17 protein-coding genes, 1 tRNA gene and 2 pseudogenes are annotated in these 24,046 nt (G+C 69.4%); 8 read left to right on the forward strand and 12 right to left on the reverse strand.

The genetic code is table 11. The features are described from left to right. Positions 1–961: 961 nt before the first annotated feature. Positions 962–1,486 carry an SMI1/KNR4 family protein gene (locus HEP85_RS13030; RefSeq protein ID WP_168527933.1) on the forward strand — a complete coding sequence of 175 codons (525 nt, stop codon included), beginning with the start codon at positions 962–964 and terminating at the stop codon, positions 1,484–1,486. A gap of 99 nt (positions 1,487–1,585) precedes the next feature. Further along, positions 1,586–1,783: pseudogene (locus HEP85_RS13035) on the forward strand (integrase); the annotation flags it as partial. 92 nt (positions 1,784–1,875) lie between these two features. On the opposite strand, the gene HEP85_RS13040 reads toward HEP85_RS13035, so the two are convergent. Beyond that, positions 1,876–1,950, reverse strand: a tRNA-Val gene (locus HEP85_RS13040). Positions 1,951–2,162: 212 nt separating this feature from the next. Here HEP85_RS13040 and HEP85_RS13045 point away from each other — a divergent pair. From HEP85_RS13045 to HEP85_RS13055, 3 genes are all read left to right on the forward strand, one after another. Next, complete coding sequence (locus HEP85_RS13045) at positions 2,163–2,942, forward strand: DUF4097 family beta strand repeat-containing protein (RefSeq protein ID WP_168527934.1); 780 nt, start codon at positions 2,163–2,165, stop codon at positions 2,940–2,942. Positions 2,943–3,249: 307 nt separating this feature from the next. Beyond that, entirely contained in the window at positions 3,250–4,542 is a 1,293-nt protein-coding gene (locus HEP85_RS13050) for a hypothetical protein (RefSeq protein ID WP_248001908.1), read from the forward strand. Positions 4,543–4,722: 180 nt separating this feature from the next. Then, the gene (locus HEP85_RS13055; RefSeq protein WP_248001909.1) at positions 4,723–5,583 is read left to right on the forward strand and encodes a DUF4383 domain-containing protein; all 861 of its coding nucleotides are present in this window, start codon (positions 4,723–4,725) and stop codon (positions 5,581–5,583) included. Between the two features lie 186 nt (positions 5,584–5,769). On the opposite strand, the gene HEP85_RS13060 is transcribed toward HEP85_RS13055, so the two are convergent. Continuing rightward, complete coding sequence (locus HEP85_RS13060) at positions 5,770–7,071, reverse strand: hypothetical protein (protein ID WP_248001910.1); 1,302 nt, start codon at positions 7,069–7,071, stop codon at positions 5,770–5,772. 60 nt (positions 7,072–7,131) lie between these two features. Continuing rightward, positions 7,132–9,471, reverse strand: a complete 2,340-nt coding sequence (locus HEP85_RS13065) for a transglycosylase domain-containing protein (protein WP_168527936.1) — start codon at positions 9,469–9,471, stop codon at positions 7,132–7,134. A 355-nt stretch (positions 9,472–9,826) separates the two neighbouring features. Here HEP85_RS13065 and HEP85_RS13070 point away from each other — a divergent pair, with 355 nt between their 5' ends. Then, complete coding sequence (locus HEP85_RS13070) at positions 9,827–10,054, forward strand: zinc ribbon domain-containing protein (protein WP_168527937.1); 228 nt, start codon at positions 9,827–9,829, stop codon at positions 10,052–10,054. 78 nt (positions 10,055–10,132) lie between these two features. Here the strand turns inward: HEP85_RS13070 and HEP85_RS13075 are convergent, their stop codons facing one another. The 3 genes and pseudogenes from HEP85_RS13075 to HEP85_RS13085 form a co-directional block, all read right to left on the reverse strand. Then, positions 10,133–10,960, reverse strand: a complete 828-nt coding sequence (locus HEP85_RS13075) for an HAD family hydrolase (protein ID WP_168527938.1) — start codon at positions 10,958–10,960, stop codon at positions 10,133–10,135. Continuing rightward, positions 10,960–13,634: pseudogene (locus HEP85_RS13080) on the reverse strand (phosphoribosyltransferase). Before HEP85_RS13080 ends, HEP85_RS13075 begins: the two are co-directional and overlap by 1 nt. Positions 13,635–13,677: 43 nt before the next feature. Then, a complete protein-coding gene (locus HEP85_RS13085) occupies positions 13,678–14,844 on the reverse strand; it encodes an HpcH/HpaI aldolase/citrate lyase family protein (RefSeq protein WP_168527939.1) in 1,167 nt (388 codons plus the stop codon). A gap of 189 nt (positions 14,845–15,033) precedes the next feature. On the opposite strand from HEP85_RS13085, the gene HEP85_RS13090 reads away from it, so the two are divergent. Continuing rightward, on the forward strand, positions 15,034–15,903 hold the full coding sequence (locus tag HEP85_RS13090) for a TerD family protein (RefSeq protein WP_329526270.1): 870 nt from the start codon (positions 15,034–15,036) through the stop codon (positions 15,901–15,903). Positions 15,904–15,993: 90 nt separating this feature from the next. Here the strand turns inward: HEP85_RS13090 and HEP85_RS13095 are convergent, their stop codons facing one another. From HEP85_RS13095 to HEP85_RS13120, 6 genes are all read right to left on the reverse strand, one after another. Continuing rightward, positions 15,994–16,734 (reverse strand): Tellurium resistance, encoded by a 741-nt coding sequence (locus HEP85_RS13095; RefSeq protein WP_168527941.1) that lies wholly within the window; start codon positions 16,732–16,734, stop codon positions 15,994–15,996. A gap of 171 nt (positions 16,735–16,905) precedes the next feature. Further along, on the reverse strand, positions 16,906–18,054 hold the full coding sequence (locus HEP85_RS13100) for a DUF475 domain-containing protein (protein ID WP_168527942.1): 1,149 nt from the start codon (positions 18,052–18,054) through the stop codon (positions 16,906–16,908). Between the two features lie 135 nt (positions 18,055–18,189). Then, positions 18,190–18,765 carry a TerD family protein gene (locus HEP85_RS13105; protein ID WP_148013792.1) on the reverse strand — a complete coding sequence of 192 codons (576 nt, stop codon included), beginning with the start codon at positions 18,763–18,765 and terminating at the stop codon, positions 18,190–18,192. A gap of 291 nt (positions 18,766–19,056) precedes the next feature. Next, positions 19,057–19,632, reverse strand: a complete 576-nt coding sequence (locus tag HEP85_RS13110; protein WP_148013793.1) for a TerD family protein — start codon at positions 19,630–19,632, stop codon at positions 19,057–19,059. 113 nt (positions 19,633–19,745) lie between these two features. Next, positions 19,746–20,204 carry a peroxiredoxin gene (locus HEP85_RS13115; RefSeq protein ID WP_168533581.1) on the reverse strand — a complete coding sequence of 153 codons (459 nt, stop codon included), beginning with the start codon at positions 20,202–20,204 and terminating at the stop codon, positions 19,746–19,748. Between the two features lie 158 nt (positions 20,205–20,362). Beyond that, positions 20,363–20,791 carry a DUF3052 domain-containing protein gene (locus HEP85_RS13120; protein ID WP_153290793.1) on the reverse strand — a complete coding sequence of 143 codons (429 nt, stop codon included), beginning with the start codon at positions 20,789–20,791 and terminating at the stop codon, positions 20,363–20,365. Positions 20,792–21,271: 480 nt separating this feature from the next. Here HEP85_RS13120 and aceE point away from each other — a divergent pair, with 480 nt between their 5' ends. Continuing rightward, positions 21,272–24,004, forward strand: coding sequence for a pyruvate dehydrogenase (acetyl-transferring), homodimeric type (gene aceE / locus HEP85_RS13125; protein ID WP_168527943.1), 2,733 nt, complete (start codon positions 21,272–21,274; stop codon positions 24,002–24,004). Positions 24,005–24,046: the final 42 nt, after the last annotated feature.

Consider the following 24,046-nt stretch of genomic DNA (forward strand, 5'->3'; position numbering starts at 1 on the left):
GTATTCAACTGTCGCGAGTTCCCCAGGTCATTACCTGCAGAGAGTGACGTTCGTTCTTGGTCGGCGGGTGCATCGTCGACGGATGAACATGCGAGCTCACCAGTCTCCGTAGTGGCGGCCCGGGACGCTCGGGCCGACGAGCTCCCCGGCGGGTTGTGGGCCAGGCGTCATCACTCGCTGCTCGGCGGTCTCCCGACGGGCATTGAGCACCGCGGTGTAGGTGACACCGGTCAATGCGTGAAGCCTCTGGTGCTCGGGAACGTGATCTTCGCAGACCTGTTCCTACCAGGGGTTTCACTCATGCCTGACGTCGGGTCACCATGCTGCCGTCCAGCGGGTCGTCACGCACTGCAACCGTCAGGTTGCCGAGAAGACCTCAGTGCGCTGACTGCAGGGCAGCCTGATCACGACAGCAAACCGGGCCCTTCTGGTCCGCGCCTGTCAGGGACACGGCTTCAAAGGGTCCTCGCCGACTCGCGAGGGGCACGGCCGGCTTGTGGTCGACGACGGCGAGAGGTTGGCTCCGAGACTTTGGGCGGGAGCTGCCATGGGGCGAGTGATCATGGCCCCTTAAGCTTCCGGCGAGTCGGGCAGTCTGTGGACCTGCCCGTTAAAGCACGACGTTGGGGCCATGATCTTCGAGGCTCGCCCCATGGTGGCTGCCTAAAGTGTCGGAGCCAACCAGCCCATCGGCGTGTTTACTGTTCTCGATTCGGGGCCGTACCCCGCTGCGGCCCCAGGGCTCGGCCCTGGCGCCGAAGGCGCAGAGGGGCCGAAGCCCAGGGGCCATCCCGCGCTCGCGCGGGCACTTGATGAAGTAGGGAAAGTTCTATCCCGCTGGGATGAGGCGTCTATGTCTTGTCTCGGTTGATGCTTGGCACCAGGAGGCTGGCGAGCAAAGCGCGTGGCCGTCCATGGGCAGCCGTGATCCCTAGACATCAGCGGTCGCTAGCCTGTTCGCGTGATTCCTACCGATCGGCAGTTCCCTGCCGCCCTCGCCGCCGCGCTGGCGACTCCGTTCAAATACAACGACGGCAAGGGGGTCGACTTCGAACCCTTCCAAAGCTTCCTGTCTGCGGAGGAGACCACCGACTGGTTCCGGGCCTGGACTGGCAACGAAGAGCTGAGCGGTGACAGTTTCCGCGCGTTCGGCCAGGACGGCACGGGCGGATACGCGGCGTTCTGGCTGATCCGGCCGAGCTGCCCACTCGTCGATCAGCCCGTGGTTTTCCTCGGTTCCGAGGGCGAGACTGGTGTCGTGGCACGTGATCTGGGTGCCCTCTTGTGGCTGCTGGCTGGTGGCTTCGGCCCTTGGGAAGCCGCCGCCTCGGAAGAACCCGACTGGACGCCGTCCCCAAACCGCGAACTGATGGCCGTCGCGGAACGATTCGCGGCCGACCGGCAGCAGTCGGCAGCAGTCGTCATTGAGCAGGCGACGCGGGAGTTCCCCGACTTCGATGACACCATCATGGCGCTCTGCCGCTGACTGAGCTCGCATACCGTCATCCAGTGACCCCCGAACAACCAGAGATCGTCTAGGTCCAACGTCAAGCTTCTGGTGAAGCCGAACCGTCAAGACTCAGGCCGGCACACCGGGAACACCCTCGCCGCGACCGGTGGCGCCACCACCCGCGAGTTGATGCAACGGATGGGCCACTCGTCGGTGCGGGCCGCGCTGGTCTATCAGCACCTCGTCAACGGGCGCGATCACGAGATCGCCGACTACGTGGACGGTCAGATCCGGAAGGTGAAGCGACCTCCGCGCGGACCATCTGGCACGTGAGTGGCACGGCGGCGAAAAGTCGCCGAGAAAGATCAAGGCCCAGGTCTCCGGCTTCGCACCGGTTGACCTGGGCCTTAGTCATGTCCTGAGACTGGTGGGCGCGGACGGTTTCGAACCGCCGACATCCGCCTTGTAAGGGCGGCGCTCTACCACTGAGCTACGCGCCCAGGACGAGTCGACAGCCTACATTGCCCGGGGGCATGCCCCGCAAACCCGTATCCGGTCGGGAAAGGCCGGTGGACGGGGGTTAACCCCACCCCCGATCCGCCAGCCGCCCGGATCCCCCGTCGGCGCCCGGATCCGTACGGTCGAAGTGCGTCGGAGGAACGTGCCCGAGGGGCCCGGCGCACTCGCGTTCTTCTCAGGGGGATGGATCTTCATGGCACCTACAGCGCGCACTCGGACGGTGGCCGCGACCGGCGCCGTCGTGGCCCTCGTCGCGACACTCGCGGCATGCGGCGCCGGCGCCGGGGACGACCGGCATCCGGAGCACCGGTCCTTCGCCCTGCACGGGCGCACGCTCACCGTGGACTCGGACGACTCCGCGCTCGAACTCATGGTCGCCGGCTCCGCGCGGACGGACACGGTCGAGGTCACCCGGTGGTTCCAGGGGCACGTCGTCGTCGGCGGCGACCCCAGGGTGACCTGGGCGATGAAGGACGACCGGCTCACCCTGCGGATGAAGTGCTCGGGCATGATCGCCGACTGCAGCGCCAAGCACCGGATCGTGGTGCCGTCCGGCGTCGCCGTGAACGTCGTCGACGGCGACGGCAGCGTACGGGCGAACGGTTTCGCGGCGGCACTGAACATCCGCACGTCGGACGGCAGCGTCCGGGTGACGGACTCCTCCGGCCCGCTGGACCTGCGCAGCGGCGACGGCTCGATCAGCGCGCTCGACGTCGACTCGCGCCGGGTGCGCGCCCGTACCGAGGACGGCTCCGTACGGCTCGGGCTCGGCGTCGTACCGGACCTGGTGGAGTCCCGCAGCGGCGACGGTTCCCTCACCATCGAGCTGCCCCACGACGCCTACCGGGTGACCACCGGGAGCGACGACGGCTCGGTGCGGGTGTCCGTGCCCCGGGACCCGGCCAGTTCACACCGGGTCTCCGCCCACACCGGCGACGGGAGCATCACCGTACGGACGCGCACCGCGAAGTAGCTCGCGGTCGAGCCGACGGTGCGCACCCACGATGCGCGCTGACGGTGCGCGCCCACGGTTCAAGCTCGCGCTGATCGAACTCCCGCCTCGAACTCTCGGTTCGAACTCTCGGTTCGAACTTGCGAACCTTTCGGCCCGTGTGTTCGTCCTCTACCGGTGGGAGAATGACACCGGAACAGGGTGGATGACAGCACGGGAGAGGGATGTGACGGCGACGACATCTTCAGAGCCGCACACACCGTCGCCGTCGGGCGCGCTCTCGGTACGCGCCCGTCGCCCCCGTGGGTACCGTGACGCGCTGGCCCTCATGACCCTCCCCCTGCTCGCCGCGCTCGTCCTGCCCGCCGCGTTCGCCGGCGGCGGCACCCGTCGGTGGTTCGGCGGGCGTTCCGAGAGCCAGCGGGCCGAGGCGCAGGCCGCGAAGGACGCCGCAGCGGCCGCCTTCTACGAACTGGACACCGCCCAGCGGGATCTGCGGATCTCGATCGAGACGATCACCGCTGTCGACGACTCCCCCGCCGCCCGCCGCGCCGTCTCCGACTTCGAGGCGCTGGGGCGGCGCATCGACGACGCGAGCGGGAAGTACATCGAGGCCGTCGACGCCCACGACCTCGACCGTGACGAGCTGGAGGCCTCGGTCGCCGCGCACGCCCGTACCGAGCTGACCGCCGCCAAGGACGAGCTGAACCGGGTGAAGGGCGAGCTGGACCGGTACGCGCAGGGGCTCGGTCCGCTGCTCGGCAAGGCCGAGACCCAGCTGGCCCGCCTCGCGCCGGCCGTCGAGCGGGCCCGCCAGGCACTGCTCGCCGCCTCGAACGCGCTCGACGACGTACGCGGCTCCGGGCTCACGGCCGACGATCTCGCCGCCCGCCTGGCCGCCCTCGGACCCGAGCTGACCAAGCTCAACCAGGGCGCCGGGCAGCACGGCGTGCCCGAGACGCTGGAGCGGGCAGAGCGAGTCTCCCGGGAGGCCGGGGCGGTGCGCGCGGAGGCCGAGCGGCTGCCGGAGCGGGCCGCCGAGATCGATCACCGGCTGGTGTCGCTGCGCACCCGCGCCCAGGCGCTGACCACCCGTGCCGGGCAGGTGGAGCCGGTACTGAGCGAGCTGCGGCGCCGCTTCACGGCCGCGTGCTGGCAGGACCTGCAGCACGTACCGGACCATGCCGCGGAGAACGTGCGGCAGGCCGAGCTGAAGCTGAAGGAGGCGCAGGCCGCGCGGGACGCCCAGCGCTGGCCGGACGCGACCTCGCTGCTGTCCACCGTGCGGGCGCTGCTGAACAGTACCGACGAGGCCGTGTCGGCGGCCGGCGACCGGCTGCGGCGGCTGAACGCCGTCGCCAAGGACCCGCAGCAGGAGATCGACCGCACCCGGTTCGCCCTGCGCGACGCCCAGCGGCTGGCCATGGCGGGCCGCAACACGCCGGACCCGCGACACGCCCGTCCCCTCGACGACGCCGTGGCCCGCCTGGACCGCGCCGTCTCCTCGCTGGAGGGGCGTCATCCCGACTTCTGGCACTTCCTGACCGAGACGGAGGCGGTACGGGGGGCGGCGGCGCGGGTCGTCTCCCAGATCCGCGGGGAGCGGGGAGCCGGGGCCTGACCGCTCCGGGCGGCCGCCCGCCCCTGTGTTCACCTCCGCCTCCGCCTCCACCCCGCACCCTGCCGCCGCCTCTCCCCGCCGGTCCGTCCGTCGCGGGCGGTCCTGTGGTGGCGGTCGCGGCCCCGCGGGCGGATGCTGGTGGGTACGTACGGCCTCCGCTAGCTGCAGAGGGAGGCGGATATGGCCACGCACGTACTTCGTCCCGGACCCGGGAAGCGCTTCGTCCTCGACGAGCACCTGCCCGTCGATCACCGGCTGAGCACGTTCTACCGGATCGGCGCGGGCCTGATGGGCCTGTTCCTGCTCGCCTTCGGCATCCTGGGCCTGACCGACAACATCGGCTTCTTCACCACCCACGGGGACACCGTCGTGGGGCTGAACACCAACGGCACGCTCAGTGTGCTGTCCATCTGCGTCGGGCTCATCCTGTTCGCGGGCATGGTGATCGGCGGGAACGTCGCCTCGACGGTCAACATGGTGCTCGGTGTGCTGTTCATCCTCAGCGGCTTCCTGAACCTGGCGCTGCTGGACACCACCTTCAACTTCCTCGCCTTCCACATCCAGAATGTGCTGTTCAGCTTCGTGGTGGGCGTCCTGCTGATGTTCTTCGGGATGTACGGGAGGGTCGGCTCGGCCCTGCCGCACGACAACCCGTACTGGAAGGCCCGCAATCCCGAGGCGGTGGAACGGGAGGAGCGGGTCCGGACCCTGCAGGAGTCGGCCACGGCGACGGCGCTGCAACGAGGCCGCAGCACCCCGCAGGCCCCGGGGACCCCGGGAGCCACGATCTCCAGGGAGAAGGACTCCCCGGCCATGGGTCCTGGGAGCGGAACCCGCGACACCATGGACCCCGGGAGCGGAACCCGCGACACCATGGACCCCGGGAGCGAGGCCCCCGGCACCATGGGCCCCGGGAGCGAGGCCCCCGGCACCACGGACCCCGAGGGCAGGAACCACCCCGGCACCATGGGCCCGGGGGGCAGGGACCACCCCGGCACCACGGACCACGGGGGCAGGGATCCCGGGGCCATGGACCCCTAGCACCGCGGCAGGCAACCAGTACCGCGCCGGGCAACGGCCCTCACGTGGTCGCCCGGATCGGTCAGGGCGTGGTGCGCGCTGAAGCCCGTCACGGTGCCCGTGGTGTTCAACTGCGGCGAAACCGGGTGGATTTCATGGAGACAAGGTCAACTCCCCTACCAGAAAGGTAAGTTGACCGGCCAAAAGCTACTTCACCACCGTCGACCAGTCCGGCGACTGCGCGGGATCCAGGCTGCGCAGCCGCAGCAGCGTCGCCGGCTTCTGCACGTCGAGCCAGTCGGCCAGTTCCCGGAAGGACACACAGCGAACGCCCTTCTTGGTGCAGACGTTCTTGACGACCTGATCGATGGACTTCATGTAGATGCCACCGTTCCAGTCCTCGAAGTGGTTGCCGATGAAGAGTGGCGCCCGGCTGCCGTAGTACACGCGGTCGAAGCCCGCCATGTACGACTGCACGGTCTCCTGCTCCCACTGCGGGTACTTCGCCGGGTCGCCCGTGGTCTCGCCGCCGGACTGGTTGTAGAGGAAGTTGAAGTCCATGGACAGGCCCTGGTACTTGCCCTTCTCGTACGGCAGCATCTGGAGCGGGAAGTCCCAGACGCCCTCCTGCTTGGTGGGCCATATCTGGTACTGGCCGGCCGAGCTGGCGTCGTAGCGCCACTTGTACTTCTTGGCGGTGGCCTTCATGGCCTTGAGCAGGTTCGGCTGCCCCTCCAGGCACGGCGCGCGGCCGCCGTTGACCTCACGCGTGGGGTCGAAGGGCAGGGCCGGCAGGTCGGTGTAGCCGGTGTTGGTCTTCCACTTCTCCACGAAGGAGAAGAACTGGTTGATCTCGCTCTCCCACTCCGCCACACTCCAGTCCCCGCCGCCCTTGTCACCGCAGAAGTGGCCGTTGAAGTGGGTGCCGATCTCGTTGCCCTCCTTCCACGCCTCGCCGAGCTGCTCCAGCGTGGTACGGATGTGCTCGTCGGTGGGATAGCTGATCGCGGCGGAGCCCGGCGAGTGCATCGGCGGCTCGTAGAGCTTCTTCTTGGCCTTGGGCAGCAGATAGATGCCGGTCAGGAAGAACGTCATGTGGGCGTTGTATTCCTTGGCCATCTCCGTGTAGTGCGAGAAGAGCTTGTCGTCGCCCTGCAGGGCGCCGTCCCAGGAGAAGACGACGAACTGGGGCGGTTTCTCACCCGGCTTGAGCGGCACGGGCTTCAACCCGCCCTTCTGCGGGCCGCTGTAGGACGTGGAGCCGTCCCCGAGCACCTTGGTCTTCCCGTCCCACACGGGCTCCTTGGGCGCCTTCGGGGCGGCACTGGAGCCGCGTCCGGCGGACGCGGCCGGAGTGGTGCTGTCCGAGCCCCGCAGAGCGAGGAAGGCGGCCGTGGAGGTGGCCACGACGAGGAACGCCGTCATCGCCACGAAACTCTGGCGCGCGGACGTGGCAGCGGAACCGGGAGCGGGCTCGCGGCGGCGGCGCCGGCTGTGCTTCGAGTTCATACGGGGCACATTCTGGGAGGGGGGCGGACGGAGCGAGAGACGGCTTCTCGGCCGTCGTGGTCAGCCGAGCGGGCTCATGGCGCCGGCCCAGATGCCGTACGGGACATCGTCGTCGGGGGTGCCTGCGATCCCCTTGAGCGGCAGCGGTTCGAGGCTCTTGGTCAGGTCCAGGCGGTAGAGGACGACCGCCGTCGACACGGAACTGTTCGTGCCGACGTACCAGGCGGCCTTGTCGTCGTGCGTGGTGCCGGGCTTCCCGGCCGCCCGCGGCGCGGACTGGGACGCGGCGGGATGCGCCTCGCGGAAGGAGTCCGTGAGCGCCTCGGTGACCTGGGTGGCCACCTCGGGACGTACCGCGCGGTGGGACCGGGGCGTGACCAGGGCGACCGAGGAGCCGTTGCGGGTGATGCGCCGCACGGAGTACGGCTCGGTGTGCGACCCCTCCGCGGCGAAGGTGGCGTACGAGTTCGCCATCCGGATCGCGCTGGGTGTGGAGCTGCCCAGCGACAGCGCGGGCACCTGCGGTCCCAGGCTGGAGGGGAGCAGTCCGGCTGCCTCGGCGGTCTCCCGCACCTTGTCCAGTCCGGTGTCCATGCCGAGCTGCATGAACGGCACGTTCACGGACTCGGCCAGCGCCTTGCGCAGACTGATCGGCCCGTAGGACTTGTTGCCGTCGTTGTGGGCGGCGACCTTCTTGCCGCCGCGGTCCCAGTAGGGGCCCTCGGGCGTGGAGACGGGGACGCCGTCGTCACCGTCGTAGACGGACTCGGGCGAGACCGGTGCCGCCGTGCTGTCGCGGGTCTTGTGGATCCCGTGCTGGAGTCCGGCGGCGTAGACGAACGGCAGGAACGCCGAACCGGCCGGGACGGTGGTGGCGTTGGACTCGTTGTAGCCCTGCGTGCGGTGGTCCGGACCGCCGTAGACGGCGAGGATCCGGCCGTCGGTGGCCACCGAGGCGGCTCCGTAGTGCGCGGTCTTCGCCGTACCGGGATCGCTCTTCAGCGCCTTCTTGCGGGCCTGGGACACGGCGTCGGTGAGCGCGGTCTCCCGTTTGCGGTCGAAGGTCGTGTAGATCTGGTAGCCGCCCAGGTCGAACTCCTTGTCGGAGATGTGGCCGGCCTTCTTGGCGTACTGGGTCGCCAGTTCCACCAGGTAGTCGCTCTGCTTGCCCGTGTCGTAGACCCGGCCCTGCTTGAGCGGCTCGGGGAACTTCGTGTACTGGGCGCGCTCGGCCGGCGACAGCTTGCCGATCTTGACCATGCGGTCGAGGATCCAGGACCAGCGTTCCACGGCCCGGTCGTGGTTCTTCTGGCTCAGCGTGGGGTCGTAGAGGCCCGCGCCCTTGAGGAGCGAGGCGAGGAAGGCGCCCTCGCTCGCGTTGAGCCGGCTCACGTCCTTGCCGTAGTAGGCCTGGGAGGCGCGCTGGAGGCCGTAGGTGCCGCGGCCGAACCAGCTGGTGTTGAGGTAGCCCTCGAGGATCTTGTCCTTGCTCATCCTGTTGTCGAGCTTCAGGGAGATCATGGCCTCGGTGAACTTGCGGGTCACCGTCTGGTTCTGGGTCAGATAGACGTTCTTGACGTACTGCTGGGTGATCGTCGAACCGCCCTGGGTGTCCCCCTGGCCCACCGTGCGCACCAGGGCGCGGCTGATGCCCTTGAAGGAGATGCCCGGGTCGGAGTAGAAGCTCTCGTTCTCCGCCGCCAGCACCGCCCAGCGCACCTGCTCGGGTATGTCCTTCAACGGCATCGCCTGCCGCTGCACCCACCCGGTACGGGCCATGGGTGTTCCGTCCGACCAGAAGTAGACGTTGTCCTGCTGGGTGGCATAGGTGTTCAGGTTCTTGGGAATGTCTGTGGCGGCGTACGCGATGGCCAGCAGCGAGGTGCTCAGGCCGATGGCCAGGCCCCACGCCGCGAGCCACTGCCGCCACGAGGGCACCCAGCGCCGCCAGCCGGTCCGGCCCGGCCGGGGGTACTGCGGTTTCAGACGGCGGGCGAGAGGCGCGAGCCGCCCGACGAGAGCGGAGGACTGCACGGGCCGACGACGGGAGCCACGATGGCGTGAATTCGCCGCTCGATCGGCTTGTTGTGTGTCTTCCTCCGCCTCCGGAGGCTCCTCGGCGGGAGTCTCGTCGGGGACATCGGCGCGCGGCGGTATACGAAGCTGGGTGGTCTCCTCGGCGGGGCGGTCCGCGCGCGGTGGCAGACGAAGCTGCGTGGTCTCCTCGGCGGGCGGTATTCGAAGCTGGGTGGTCTCCTCGGCGGGGCGTCCGGCGCGCGGCGGTATACGGAGCTGCGTGGTCTCCTCGGCGGGCGACTCGTTCCCCGTGCGCCGGCCCGCGGGGTCCTTCGGCTCGTCCTCGCGGCGGCCTGCGCGGTCGTCCTCCCCCGGTTCAGCCATGGCGGGCTCCGGCGCGTGGACGGCCCAGAGGATGCGGGACATCCATGTGATGCCATGCCTCGGTCACGACTGCGTCTCCCTCCGCACTTCGGAATTGCGCGCGCGGGCAGATGCAGCGGCCGCACATGCGGCTGCGAGCCCCCCATCCCCGACCTTGCGGCTCGTCGCGGCCCTCTTAAATTATCAGCGACTAATACGATCTCTTCGCTCAGGAACGAGACAGAAATGTTCCGGAGCTCGAGCCGGCCTGCTGCGGGCGACCGCGGACTGTCTGGTTCCGGTCCCCGCCGGCCCCGCCGGAAAGCCGCGTCACGGAACACTGCGATCGTCGCCACCGGCCCGCTAACCTGGGCACATGCCTCGCTACGAGTACCGCTGCCGGACCTGCGGCGACACCTTTGAACTGAGCCGACCGATGGCGGAATCCGCGGCCCCCGCGGCCTGCCCCGCCGGACATGACGACACAGTGAAACTTCTCTCCACCGTCGCGGTCGCGACGGGCGGCGCGGCGTCGGCGCCGCGCGCGAGCGGTGGTGGAGGCGGGGGCGGCGGCGGTTGCTGCGGCGGAGGCTGCTGCGGCTGACCCGCCTTTTCTCAGGAACTCTTCACGTTTGTCCGGCGGGTCCCGGGAGCGTCGCCCCCGGGACCCGTCGGCGCTTCCTCAGACCGGGCCGGGCCGCCCGCAGGCGGTCATGAACTCCCGCAGGATCCGTTCGCCCGCCGCGACGCCCCGCTCCGGGAGCGCCGTGACCGCCGGCCCGGTCCAGTCGGCCTCGGCCAGTTCGCCGTGGCCCGGACGCCAGCCCCGGTCGGCGGCCAGCAGCAGGTCGGCGTCGAGGAGGGAGTCACCGGCGGCGAGGGTCAGGGTCGTGCCGGTGCGCCGGGCGACCTCACGCATCGCCGCGCTCTTGGTGAGCGGCTTCGGAACGGCGTAGATCTTGCGGCCCTGGAGCGAGACGGTCCAGCCGCGGTTCTCGGCCCAGACGGCGAGCTCCTTCACCCACTCCTCGGGCAGCAGTTCGCGCTCGACGACGAGATAGACGAACAGGTCCTCGGCGACCCGGTGCTTGCGGACCCAGGCCGGGTCGGCGGTGGCCTCCAGGTGCGCGCGCACCTCGGCCAGCGGAGCGCACTCGGCGGCGAGCCGCGTGGTCACCCGCGCGTGCCACCGCGGATCGGACACGCCGTCGACGAGCAGGTGCCCGCCGTTGGCGCAGATCGCGTACTTCGGGGCGGGCCCCGGCAGGTTGATGCGCTGGTACTGCTTGCGGGTGCGGGTCGTGGTGGGCACGAAGTCCGCCGTGTCGCCGAGTTCCGAGAGCAGCGCGGCGGCCGTCTCGGTCATGTAGGACAGCGGCCTGCTCTCGTGCACCTCGACGCAGAGCAGCCGGGGCGCCCGAGCGTCCGGCATGGTCAGCCCGAGGGCCGCGGCGGAGTAGATGAGCGTACGGTCCAGATCGCTGGCGACGAGAGCTTTTGCCGCGGACATCAGACCGCCACCGCCCTGCCGTCGGCACCGGTCGCGCCCCGCGTGTACTTCGGGTGGATCAACCCCACGCAGGTGTAAGGGAGTTCGGCGACCTCCTCGACAGGCACCCCGCGCTGCTCGGCGAGCAGCCGTACGTGGTCGAGGTCGGCGCCGGCTCCCGCGCGGGCCAGGATCTTCCAGGGGACCCGGCGCAGCAGCACCCGGGTGGTCTCGCCGACGCCCGGCTTGACGAGGTTCACGTCGTGGATCCCGTGCTCCTCGCTGATCCGCTCGACGGCCGCCCAGCCCTCCCAGGTGGGGGTGCGGTCGGCGGTGAGGAGTTCCTTCGCCTGGCCGCAGGCCGCCTCGGCGACGTCGGGGAAGTGGGCCGCGACGGCGTCCAGGAACTCGACGGAGACGTCGGAGCCGGCGAGTTCGCGGTAGAACTTCGCGCCGTGGAAGTCGTGTTCGCCGACCAGGTCGGAGCGCAGGACGGTCCGCGATATCAGCCCGGACACGGTCGAGTTGAGGCAGGCGGACGGGATGAGGAAGTCCTCACGGGTGCCGTACGTCCGTACGCAGGACCCCGGGTCGGCGAGGACCGCGATCTCCGGGTCGAAGCCGGTGATTCCCTCGGCCGCCTCGAACTCCTCGACGGCCTGGGCGAGTTCGCGGGTGATCGCGCCCTTGCCGGTCCAGCCGTCGACGAACACGACGTCGGCGGGGTCGTGGTGGGCGGCCAGCCAGCGCAGCGCGTTGGGGTCGATGCCACGGCCGCGGACGATGGAGACGGCGTAGTGCGGCAGTTCGATGCCGTGGCGGTACTGGGCCCAGCGGCGCATCAGGACGCCGACGGGGGTTCCCGCGCGGGCCAGCGACACCAGGACCGGCCGCGGGGCCGAGGTGTCCCGGCCCGGTCCGAGCGGGGAGCGGGAGCGCTCGGCGAGCACCAGTTCGGTGACGGCACCGACGGCCTGGGCGATGCGGGCGGCCGAGGTGCCGAGGGCCGCGCGGAACAGCTCCTGGTACTGGTCGCTCGGCTGGTACTCGACGGGCAGCGACTCCGCGTAGTGGGCGCCGCCGCTCTGGATCGCCTCCTCGCGCTCCTCCGTCGGCGCCTCCAGCGTCACGTCCGAGAGATCCCGCAGCAGCCAGCCGACCTCGTCCGGCTCGTACGAGGAGAAGGCGGGGCCGCGGAGGGGCTCGGGCAGCATGGAGGGCCTTTCGGTGGACGGCCGTGCGGGGACGTAGGAGGGGACCACGGCGAGCAGGACGCTCGGGGTGTGGTCCGCGAGCCGGGCCAGCAGTCCCCCGGGGGCGTGCAGCTCGGGGGTGTCGGCGGCGGAGTCCACGACGGCCACGACGGCGTCGAAGCCGGCGCCCGCGACGTTGTAGGCGTAGCGCTCCCCGGGGCCGTCGTCCGGGTGGTCGTGGGCCGGGAAGGCGAGCCGGGTGCGTATCGCGTAGCCGGGGTCGTCGACGGCGAGGACCGGGGACCTGGTGGTCGTGGAGTAGCGCACCTCGGCGGCCGTGACCTGCTCCAGTTCCCTGGCCAGTCGCAGCGGCGCGTACATCAGCTCCTCGAAGCCGAGCACCAGCACGCGGCGGGCGCCGGCCGGCAGCGCCTCGGCGATCCGTGCGGCCATGACGGGCAGGGCCCCGTCCAGACGGACGCGCTGTCCGGGCGTGAACCCGTGCTTACCGCCGTCGGGAACGCCGCGCGGCCAGCCGAGCCCGACACGGGTGGCGGCCGGGTGCCCGCGGCGGCGGGGGGCGCGCTCGGGCGGGCGGGCCGGGCCGTCGGCCGTGCCCGCGGCGCCGGCGGTAAGCCGCTCTCCGGCAGCCGCCTCCCGCTCCCCCCGCCGGACAGGGCAGCGGCGGGTGTACCCGGGCCGGGGCGACCGGCTTCGCCGTCGGACGCCACGCCCGTGGCCGGCGCGGACCCGTCGCCCGGAGCCGGCGCGGACCCGGCGGCGCTCCGGTCGGCGGACTCGTACTCCGCGACCAGGGCCTGGCCCTTCTCCAGTACGCCCTCCGGGAGCTTCACCGTGCCGCTCGCCGCGACGACCAGGTCCACTCGCGCGCCGATCTCCCGGGCGAAGTCCTCCAGCCGCCCCAGATCGGCGGCCGACCGCATGTCGACCAGCGCCACTATCACGTACCGCTCGCGCGGATGGCGGGCGTGCAGGTCACGGATGGTGTTGAGGACCGTGTTGCCGGTCGAGAACTCGTCGTCGACCAGGACCAGCGGGCCGCCCCCCGCCAGCAGACCGGGGTCCTGCGGCAGCAGCAGATGGGACGTGGCGTGCGAGTGCGACTCCTCGAAACCGCCCGCCGGGGTGACGCCCGGGACGGGGCGGCGGGTCGAGTGGAGGTAGGGCGCGAGGCCCACCCCGTCGGCGACGCAGTGGCCGAGCCCGGTGGCCGTCTCCGCGTACCCGAGGACGACCGCCGCACGGGCGTCCTCGGTGCCGAGCAGCTCCCGCACGCGGCGGCCGAGCGCGAACCCGTACCCGTACACCACGGACGGCGACTGCGGGACGTGCTTGCCCAGCACGTTCGAGACCAGCAGATGCGCCCGCCGGGGGTTGCGCCGCAGCGCGAGTCCCAGCAGGTCGCCCAGCTTCTCGTCACCGACGAGTTCGACGCCGAGCCGCTCCGCGACCCAGGTCCCCGTCCACACCACGTTGTCCATCAATTCCTTAGTCTGCGAGGTCGTACGTGTCGGCGCGGCCCGGTCAGGCCGGGAGCCCGGCGGCGAGCAGCTCCACGAAGCCGATGTCCTCGTTCGCGACGCCGAACACCTCGGCGCGCTCCAGAGTGCGCTCGGCCCAGGCGCGGTGCGGCTTCACCTCGTTCATCTTGTTCGTGTACGCCGACCGCAGCACACCCCCGCCGCCGCGCTCGGGCCGCAGGATGTCCTGCGCGTCGCTCCACTCCTCGTGGCTGACGACGGACAGGGCGTGCACGGCCGGGACGTGCGAGGGGTGGATACAGGTCTTGCCGAGCAGTCCGTTGGCCCGGTCGAGGGCGATCTCGCGCAGCAGTCCGTCCATGTCGTGCTCGATCAGGGCCTCGCGCAGCTCCTCGACCTCGCCCTCCAGGAAGGGGCTGCGGCGCAGCTGCGGCTTGAACATGCGTTCCTGGACCCGGAAGTACTCCCAGACCGGTCCGGTCACCGTGAAGCCGGTGCCGTCCGCGCGGCCCAGCGTGTTCACCACGTCGGCGATCACGGAGGCGACGATCTGGACGTCGTAGGCGGTCATGTCGGGTGCTCGGCGCAGTCCGTACGCCGAGCAGAAGTCGGTGACGCCCAGGCGCAGCGCGAGGACGCGGTCGCGGTACTTGTCGACGACCCGGGAGATGCCCGCCAGGGTCTCCCGGCGGCTCTCCAGGTACAGCAGGCAGGGCGATTCGAGGACCGGCATGGCGAACAGCCGCCGCCCGCTCGCGGCCTCGGCCGCGGTGAGCGCCTCCAGGAACGGGACACCCCGCTCCTCGGTGAACTTCGGCAGGACGAATCCGGACAGCAGCCGCACGGACGCGCCGAGCCGCTGTACGAGATCCGGGATCTGCTCCGGCTCGCGGACCCGCACGAACAGCAGCGGGAGCTCGGCGGCGGGGCGTGCGGCGAGGTCGGCGAACTGCCGGACCAGGTTCCGCTCCGCCCCCACGACCTCGGAGTCGTCGATCGAGTCCTCGAGGCACAGCACCATGGAGACCACGCCGCGCGCGGCCTGCTTGAGGATGTCGTCGGCGAGGTGGGGCCGGGTCGCGGGGCTGTAGAGGGTGGCTCCCAGGGCCGCCGCCAGCAGGCGGGGCGGGGAGTCGGCGGTGAAGACGCAGGGCTCGCGGTGGAAGAGCCGCTGCCGCTCTACAGGGGCGATGTGCCCGAAATGACGCATGAGACTCCCCTATGGCGGCTAGTCGGATCTACGTGATGTGGCCGGTAATAGTACGTACAAATGCATGTCAGGGGTTCCCACCGGGCGTGAAGTTCAGGTAACTCGGCCATGTCGGTTGTCCTCACGCTCCGATGGGGAATCCTCACCCCCGCGTTGTCGTGACCAGGACCGAGAGGGCAGGATGACCGCATGACGCACGCGATGCTGAAGGGGTCGAACATCCCGCTGGACGCCACAGCGGTTCGTGCCGTGCTGCGCTGGACTCCCGGGCAGGGTGTCCCGGACGTCGACGCCTCGGCACTGCTCCTCGGTCCCGACGGTCGTGTGCGATCCGACGAGGACTTCGTCTTCTACAACCAGCCACGTCATCCTTCGGGCAAGGTCTGGCGGCTCGGCAAGAAGCGCGTCGCCGAGGGCCTCACCGACACGATCCAGACAGATCTGGCCGGTGTCGAGTCCGGCGTCGGACAGATTCTGCTGGTCGCATCGGCGGACGGGGTGTCCTTCGACCACGTACGCTCCCTGCGCATTCTGCTGTACGACGCCTCCGGTGCCGAGGGTGAACCCCTGGCGTACTTCGACGTCAAGCCGGAGACCGGTACGGAGACGGCGCTGATCTGCGGCGAGCTGTACCGGCGCGGAGCGGGCTGGAAGTTCCGGGCGCTCGGCGAGGGTTACCCGAACGGGCTGGAGGGGCTGGCCTCCGATTTCGGGATCACGGTGGACGAGTCGGAGCCCGAGTCCGCGACCGGGGCCGTACCGGAGGCGGCGGACTGGGCCGTCCCGGTGACGTCGCCGGAGACCTCGGTGCCGCTGCCGGCCGAACAGCCCGCTCCGGTGCCCCAGCAGCCCGCGTACGGCTATCCGCAGCCGCAGACGGCACCCGCGCAGCCCGCCTACGGCTATCCCCAGCCGGTGAGCCGGCCGGGCTACGGCTATCCGCAGCCGCAGACGGCGCCCGCCGTGCCGCCGGCGTACGGCTTCCCGCAGGCGGTCGGTGCCCTGCCCGACCCGGATTTCCGGCTGCCGCCGCAGGGTCCCCAGTTCGTCGGCCGCTGAGCGGCCCCGCGGGGAGCCGTCCTGCCGGGGCGGCGCTCCGCGGCCGGGACGGGGAGCTGTCCCGCGGGGACGTTCCACATCGAGGCGTGCTCAGCGGTCGACCTTGGACTTGTACCCCCGCCCCCACTGCAGTCCCCAGCCGTACAGCCGGTCGAGTTCGGCCTGGAAGCCGTAGACGAACTTCACCTCGCGGCGCACGGTGATCTCGCCCTTGTTGTTCTCGATCATCACGACCGCGCAGGACCGGGCCTGCGGATGGCGTTCGTCGAGCCCGATCTCGATCCGCGGGCCGTTGCTCGGGTAGAGGGTGATGACGGCGTGCGTGCGGTCGAAGGCGGGCGTCTGGTCGTAGATGTAGACGAAGACCAGCAGCCGTTTGATGTCGTCGCGGTGGTCGAGGTTGACGTACGCCGTCTCGCCCGACCCGGAACCGAAGCGGTCGTCGCCGCTGAGTTTCACGAACGGCGGACCGTTGATCTCACCGAGGAGGCCGCCCAGCGGCTGCACCACGCCCTTGGTGCCGTCCGTGAGCTCGTAGAGCACGCCGAGGTCGAGGTCGACGTTCACCATGCTCTGCGTGTGTGCCTGGACCACGTCCGGCTTGAAGATCTTGAGGGGGTGGCGCAGCAGGCTGCCGCGCTGCTGGCCGCCGCCGATGTCGGAGGTCCGCATCCGCCAGGACAGGTTGATGCGGAGGTTGCCGGTGGCCGCGCCCTGCTTGGTGAGCGAGACCGTGTGGCTGCGTTTGGTCAGTTCTATGGAGTTGGTGGCCGCGCTGCCGGAGTCGAAGTCCGTCGTGCGTCCGCGCCACAGCTCGTCCCAGAAGCCCATTACCGAATCCCGCCCCCATGTTGCCTCGATACGCGGCGGGGCGGCCGTGAGGACTGGTCCTCGACAGCCGCCCCGTTCAGAGCGTTCCCTCACCGGGCCCGGGTTCACACCCGCTCGACACCGGCACCGGCGCCCCGGAGGCGACCCGAGCCTCCGGAAAAGGGGAGTCCGTCAGACCCCGGACGAGACCTCAGCCTTCTCGTCCGAGGTCGTGCCTTTTCCCTCGGCGGCCGCGAGCGCCTTGTTGCGGCGTACCGACGACCAGAAGGACCAGCCGATCAGGACGACACCGACGAGACCGGTGATGACCTCGTTGATCTGGTACTGGATGGTGACGAGCAGGATCACGGCGAGGGCGCCGATCGCGTAGTGGGCGCCGTGCTCCAGGTAGACGTAGTCGTCGAGGGTGCCCTGGCGGACCAGGTAGACCGTGAGCGAACGGACGTACATGGCGCCGATGCCGAGACCGAGGGCCATCAGCACGATGTCGTTGGTGATCGCGAACGCGCCGATGACGCCGTCGAAGGAGAACGACGCGTCAAGGACCTCGAGGTAGAGGAACATGAAGAAGGCGGCCTGGCCGGCCAGGACGACGGCGGGCTTCTTCTTGCCGGTCCGCTCGGCCTCCTCCTCTTCCTCGTGGGAGCGTTCCTCCTCCTCTTCGAGCCGGTCCTCGAAGTAGCCGGAGAGTCCACCGACGACCATGTAGGTGATCAGGCCGGCGATGCCGGAGATCAGCACCGTCTGTGCCTTGTCGGCGTGGCCGCCGCCGTGCTGGTGGGCGTGGACCGCGAAGGTGAAGGAGGTGATCAGCAGGACGATCAGGGCGATGCAGACCGACAGCATGTCGACCTTGCCGAGCTTGGCCAGCGGGCGCTCGATCCAGCGCAGCCACTGGATGTCGCGGTCCTCGAAGATGAAGTCGAGGAAGATCATCAGCAGGAACATGCCACCGAAGGCGGCGATCGACGGGTGGGCGTCGGTCACCAGCTGCTGATACTTGTCCTTGTCGTTCAGCGCGAGATCGACCGCGTCGATCGGGCCGATCTTGGCGCTGATGGCGACGATGACGACGGGGAAGACCAGACGCATACCGAAGACGGCGATCAGCACACCGACCGTGAGGAAGATCTTCTGCCAGAAGGCACTCATCTTCTTCAGGATTCCGGCGTTGACCACCGCGTTGTCGAAGGACAGCGAGATCTCCAGGACGGCCAGGATCGCCACGATGCCAAAGGCGGTCCACCCCCCGTAGAAGGCCGCTGCGACCAGACCGATCGCGGTAATCGCGAACGACCAGCCGAAGGTTTTCAGAAGCACTGGCTACCCAATCATCGTGTGGTGGGGGCACCCCCAAGCGCCGGCTTGGGGAAGGGCTTCCCCCGCGCCGTACTCGGCTTTACCTACTGTTGACCACGAAGTCTAGAGGCCCGCCCTCGGCTGGTGCAGGTGGGCCTAGGAAACATTGACCCCGAAGTCCAGGGCGATACCACGCAATCCGGACGCGTATCCCTGGCCCACCGCGCGGAACTTCCACTCGCTGTTGTAGCGGTAGACCTCACCGAAGATCATCGCGGTCTCCGTGGAGGCGTCCTCGGAGAGGTCGTAGCGGGCGAGCTCCTGGCCGTCGGCCTGGTTGACCACACGGATGAAGGCGTTGCTGACCTGGCCGAAGGTCTGGCCGCGGTTGTCGGCCTCGTGGATGGAGACCGGAAAGACGATCTTGTCGACGTTGGCCGGCACCTTGGAGAGGTCGATCAGGATCGACTCGTCGTCGCCCTCTCCCTCACCCGTGAGGTTGTCGCCGGTGTGCTCCACCGAGCCGTCGGGGCTCTTGAGCTGGTTGTAGAAGACGAACCACTCGTCGCCGAGCACCCGGCCGGAGTTGCACAGCAGCGCGCTGGCATCCAGGTCGAAGGGGGCTCCGGTGGTGGAACGCGCGTCCCAGCCGAGACCGATCATCACGTGTGTGAGGTTCGGTGCGGCCTTGGAGAGGGAGACATTGCCTCCCTTGGCGAGCGTGACGCCCATGATCTGATTCCTCCCCGGTGAAGCGTTCACTCAGTCCTGCGGGCGGTGTCCCCGCCATTCCCGGCCGGCCCGTCCGTCTGGTCCGGGTCCGGGGGGTGTCTTCCCCCGGCACGGCACAGCATGCGCGCGGCGCCCCGGCGCTCATATGTCGCACGCGGGGCGCACAGATATCGGGCAGGCCCGGCGCCGCACCCGAAGAGGTGCGACGCCGGGCCGAGGAGCCGGAGGCCGTAAGCCGTAGGCCCACGACGGACTGGGCCGTACGGCCGGGGCTCGACGCCGGTGTACGGCTCAGACGTTGACGCCGAAGTCCTGCGCGATGCCGCGCAGACCCGAGGCGTACCCCTGGCCGATGGCGCGGAACTTCCACTCCGCGCCGTTGCGGTACAGCTCGCCGAAGACCATGGCGGTCTCCGTGGAGGCGTCCTCGGAGAGGTCGTAGCGGGCGATCTCCGCCTCGCCGGCCTGGTTCACCACGCGGATGAACGCGTTGCGGACCTGGCCGAAGGACTGCTGGCGGTTCTCGGCGTCGTAGATGGAGACCGGGAACACGATCTTCTGGACGTCGGCCGGGACGGCGGCGAGATTCACCTTGATCTGCTCGTCGTCGCCCTCGCCCTCACCGGTGATGTTGTCGCCGGTGTGCTCGACCGAGCCGTCCGGGCTCTTCAGGTTGTTGAAGAACACGAAGTTCTGGTCGGAGCTGACCTTGCCGTCCGCGTTCGTGAGGATGGCGCTGGCGTCGAGGTCGAAGTCGACGCCGGTCGTCGTACGGGCGTCCCATCCCAGACCGACGATGACCGCGGTCAGTCCCGGGGCCTCCTTGGTCAGCGATACGTTGCCGCCCTTGCTGAGGCTGACTCCCACGAGTCCTCCCATTGGTGTCCGGGGGCGGGGAGCCCCGTCGTGCGTTGGTATCGGATCAACGTGTCGATCCTAGTGACGGGTTCCCGCACCCTGCAGGCCCTGCGACCGAAGAATCACAGGGTGTCGAGCGCCTTCACGTACTCGTTCAGGTCACGCGCGTCCGGCAGACCGTTGACCACGGTCCAGCGCACGACGCCCGCCTTGTCGATGATGAAGGTGCCGCGCACGGCACACCCCTTGTCCTCGTCGAAGACGCCGTACGCGCGTGAAGTGTTGCCGTGCGGCCAGAAATCGGAGAGCAGCGGGTAGTCCAGGCTCTCCTGCTCGGCGAAGACGCGCAGGGTGTGGATGGAGTCGTTGGAGACGGCCAGCAGCTGGACGTCGTCGTTGACGAACTTCGGCAGTTCGTCGCGCAGGGCGCACAACTCGCCGGTGCACACACCGGTGAAAGCGAACGGGTAGAAGAGCAGCACCACGTTCTTCTCGCCGCGGAAGTCGGACAGCTTCACGGTGGCCCCGTGGTTGTCCTTGAGCTCGAAGTCCGGTGCCTCGGTGCCGACCTCGATCGCCATACTCACACGCTTCCCTTCCAGGGGGCTGTTCGGGTGACGACCACCCTACGCAGGGACGTCCGGGCGTCCCGGATCGGCCCATGACCGAGGCCCCCGCCGGCGGATCGCCGGCGGGGGCCTCGCACACACGGATGCTCTGCGTCAGACGGAGCGACAGCTCAGCGCTTCGACTTGGGCGTGGCCAGACGCGTGCCCGACCACTCCTTCCCCACGGAAATGCTCTTCGTCTGGGAGAGGCCCGCGGTCTGGGCGGCGTCATTGATGTCGCTGGGCTCGACGTAGCCGTCCCGGCCGGTCTTCGGGGTCAGCAGCCAGATCATGCCGCCGTCCTCAAGGAGACCGATGGCGTCCACCAGGGCATCCGTAAGGTCGCCGTCCTCGTCGCGGAACCACAGCAGTACGACGTCTGCGACGTCGTCGTAGTCCTCATCGACCAGGTCCTGGCCGATCAACGATTCGATACCTTCACGGAGGTCGTGGTCAACGTCGTCGTCGAAGCCGATCTCCTGGACCACCTGTCCGGGCTCGAACCCCAGCCTGCCGGCCGGGTTGGTCCGCTCCTCCGCGTGGTCCGCGGTCGCGCTCACGGCTTGCCTCCTGATCATGTTTCGGTAGATGTCTCAGCCACGCGCGTGCGCGAAGCATTGGCCGTAGTCCACACGGGCGGGGCGGATCGCGCAAGTACCCGGCCGTCGAGACCGCCGAAACGGTGACGATCCCGGCGGTGTCGGCGCAACTCCAGTCGGCGAATCACGGCCATAGGTGACGCACACCACACCTTTCTGCCCCATTTGTGAAGTTCGGAACCCTTGGAGCGTACGAGACCCGAACGACTTTGCGGAACGCGTCACGGAGTGAGCGTATCGTTGCGTTTTGGTCTGGCCCGTCCCGGCGAACTGCGGGAATGTCTCGGTTACCTATCGGTAGAGATGACGATTCCGTTCCCGAGGTACACGATTGGGGAACGGTGCCGAGACACCGTGAATCCGCCCCAGACAGCGCCCAGAAAGCCCTTACTCAGCCCCCCGGGCAGCCTTCAGACAGCCCTCTGACAGCGAAGGAACAGCGTGGCTTCCGGATCCGATCGCAATCCGATCATCATTGGCGGCCTTCCCAGTCAGGTCCCGGACTTCGACCCCGAAGAGACACAGGAGTGGCTCGACTCGCTCGACGCCGCCGTCGACGAGCGCGGCCGCGAGCGCGCCCGCTATCTGATGCTGCGGCTCATCGAGAGGGCCCGCGAGAAGCGCGTGGCCGTGCCCGAGATGCGCAGCACGGACTACGTCAACACCATCGCCACCAAGGACGAGCCCTTCTTCCCCGGCAACGAGGAGATCGAGCGCAAGATCCTCAACGCGACCCGCTGGAACGCGGCCGTGATGGTGTCCAGGGCCCAGCGTCCGGGCATCGGCGTCGGCGGCCACATCGCCACCTTCGCCTCCTCCGCCTCGCTCTACGACGTCGGCTTCAACCACTTCTTCCGCGGCAAGGACGGGGGCGACGGCGGTGACCAGATCTTCTTCCAGGGTCACGCGTCCCCCGGCATCTACGCCCGCGCGTTCCTGCTCGACCGGCTGAGCGAGCAGCGGCTCGACGCGTTCCGCCAGGAGAAGTCGAAGGCGCCGTACGGGCTGTCCTCATACCCGCACCCGCGGCTGATGCCGGACTTCTGGGAGTTCCCGACCGTCTCGATGGGCCTCGGCCCGCTCGGCGCGATCTTCCAGGCGCGGATGAACCGCTACATGGAGGCGCGCGGTATCGCGGACACCTCCGCGTCGCACGTCTGGGCGTTCCTCGGGGACGGCGAGATGGACGAGCCGGAATCGCTCGGACAGTTGTCCATCGCGGCTCGGGAGGGCCTCGACAACCTGACCTTCGTGGTCAACTGCAACCTCCAGCGTCTCGACGGCCCGGTGCGCGGCAACGGCAAGATCATCCAGGAGCTGGAGTCACAGTTCCGGGGCGCCGGATGGAACGTCATCAAGCTGGTGTGGGACCGCAGTTGGGACCCGCTGCTGGCGCAGGACCGCGACGGCATCCTCGTCAACAAGCTGAACACCACGCCCGACGGCCAGTTCCAGACGTACGCCACCGAGACCGGTTCGTACATCCGCGACCACTTCTTCGGCGACGACCACCGGCTGCGCGCCATGGTCGAGGGCATGACCGACGACCAGATCCTGCACCTGGGCCGCGGCGGTCACGACCACAAGAAGATCTACGCGGCGTTCTCGGCGGCCAAGGCGCACGCGGGCCAGCCGACGGTGATCCTGGCGCAGACGGTCAAGGGCTGGACGCTCGGGCCGAACTTCGAGGGCCGCAACGCCACGCACCAGATGAAGAAGCTGACGGTCGCCGACCTCAAGGGCTTCCGCGACCGGCTGCACCTGCCGATCTCCGACAGGGAGCTGGAGGACGGCGCGCCGCCGTACTACCACCCGGGCCGCAACTCCGAAGAGATCCAGTACATGCACGACCGGCGCAAGGGACTCGGCGGCTACGTCCCGACGCGTGTCGTGCGCGCGAAGCCGCTGGAGCTTCCCGAGGACAAGACGTACGCGAGCGTGAAGAAGGGTTCGGGTCAGCAGTCGATCGCCACGACCATGGCGTTCGTACGGCTTCTGAAGGACCTCATGCGGGACAAGGAGATCGGCAAGCGGTTCGTGCTGATCGCGCCCGACGAGTACCGCACCTTCGGCATGGACTCCTTCTTCCCGAGCGCGAAGATCTACAACCCGCTCGGTCAGCAGTACGAGTCCGTGGACCGCGATCTGCTGCTCGCGTACAAGGAGTCGCCGACCGGTCAGATGCTGCACGACGGCATCTCGGAGGCGGGCTGCACCGCCTCGCTGATCGCGGCGGGCTCGGCGTACGCCACGCACGGCGAGCCGCTGATCCCCGTCTACGTCTTCTACTCGATGTTCGGTTTCCAGCGCACCGGTGACCAGTTCTGGCAGATGGCCGACCAGTTGGCGCGCGGTTTCGTGCTCGGCGCGACCGCCGGCCGTACGACGCTGACCGGCGAGGGACTGCAGCACGCGGACGGCCACTCCCAGCTGCTCGCCTCGACGAACCCGGGCTGTGTCGCGTACGACCCGGCGTACGGCTTCGAGATCGCGCACATCGTGAAGGACGGTCTGCGCCGGATGTACGGTCCGGACGCGGAGGACGTCTTCTACTACCTCACCGTCTACAACGAGCCGATCCAGCACCCGGCGGAGCCGGCGAACGTCGACGTGGAGGGCATCCTCAAGGGCGTCCACCGCTTCAGCGAGGGCACTTCGGGTTCGATCCCGGCTCAGGTCCTGGCGTCGGGCGTCGCGGTTCCGTGGGCGCTGGAGGCGCAGCGGATCCTCGCCGCCGACTGGAACGTCAGGGCGGACGTCTGGTCGGCGACCTCCTGGAACGAGCTGCGGCGCGAGGCCGTCGAGGTGGAGCGGCACAATCTGCTGCATCCCGAGGAGGAGCAGCGCGTGCCGTATGTGACGCGGAAACTGAGCGGTTCCGAGGGACCGTTCGTGGCCGTGTCGGACTGGATGCGATCGGTTCCCGACCAGATCGCGCGCTGGGTGCCGGGGACGTACCAGTCGCTGGGCGCGGACGGTTTCGGCTTCGCGGACACCCGCGGGGCGGCGCGGCGCTTCTTCCACATCGACGCGCAGTCGATCGTGGTCGCGGTGCTGACCGAGCTGGCCCGTGAGGGCAAGGTCGACCGGTCGGTGCTGAAGCAGGCGATCGACCGCTACCAGCTGCTCGAAGTGGCGGCGGCCGATCCCGGAGCCGCCGGCGGCGACGCGTAGGACCCGCCTGCGTCGGCCGTGTGAGGGGCGGCGGAGCCTTGA

This window comes from Streptomyces sp. RPA4-2 (assembly GCF_012273515.2).
Lineage (GTDB): Bacteria > Actinomycetota > Actinomycetes > Streptomycetales > Streptomycetaceae > Streptomyces > Streptomyces kaempferi.

Bases quoted from the DNA above. Each gene is read 5' to 3' on its own strand.
- HEP85_RS13085 (WP_168527939.1), bottom strand. From the start codon at position 14,844: ATGCGTCATTTCGGGCACATCGCCCCTGTAGAGCGGCAGCGGCTCTTC.
- HEP85_RS13050 (WP_248001908.1), top strand. From the start codon at position 3,250: ATGACCCTCCCCCTGCTCGCCGCGCTCGTCCTGCCCGCCGCGTTCGCC.
- HEP85_RS13115 (WP_168533581.1), bottom strand. From the start codon at position 20,204: ATGGCGATCGAGGTCGGCACCGAGGCACCGGACTTCGAGCTCAAGGAC.
- HEP85_RS13090 (WP_329526270.1), top strand. From the start codon at position 15,034: ATGACGCACGCGATGCTGAAGGGGTCGAACATCCCGCTGGACGCCACA.
- HEP85_RS13055 (WP_248001909.1), top strand. From the start codon at position 4,723: ATGGCCACGCACGTACTTCGTCCCGGACCCGGGAAGCGCTTCGTCCTC.
- HEP85_RS13105 (WP_148013792.1), bottom strand. From the start codon at position 18,765: ATGGGCGTCACGCTCGCCAAGGGAGGCAATGTCTCCCTCTCCAAGGCC.
- HEP85_RS13070 (WP_168527937.1), top strand. From the start codon at position 9,827: ATGCCTCGCTACGAGTACCGCTGCCGGACCTGCGGCGACACCTTTGAA.
- HEP85_RS13045 (WP_168527934.1), top strand. From the start codon at position 2,163: ATGGCACCTACAGCGCGCACTCGGACGGTGGCCGCGACCGGCGCCGTC.
- HEP85_RS13075 (WP_168527938.1), bottom strand. From the start codon at position 10,960: ATGTCCGCGGCAAAAGCTCTCGTCGCCAGCGATCTGGACCGTACGCTC.
- HEP85_RS13095 (WP_168527941.1), bottom strand. From the start codon at position 16,734: ATGGGCTTCTGGGACGAGCTGTGGCGCGGACGCACGACGGACTTCGAC.
- HEP85_RS13065 (WP_168527936.1), bottom strand. From the start codon at position 9,471: ATGGCTGAACCGGGGGAGGACGACCGCGCAGGCCGCCGCGAGGACGAG.
- HEP85_RS13060 (WP_248001910.1), bottom strand. From the start codon at position 7,071: ATGAACTCGAAGCACAGCCGGCGCCGCCGCCGCGAGCCCGCTCCCGGT.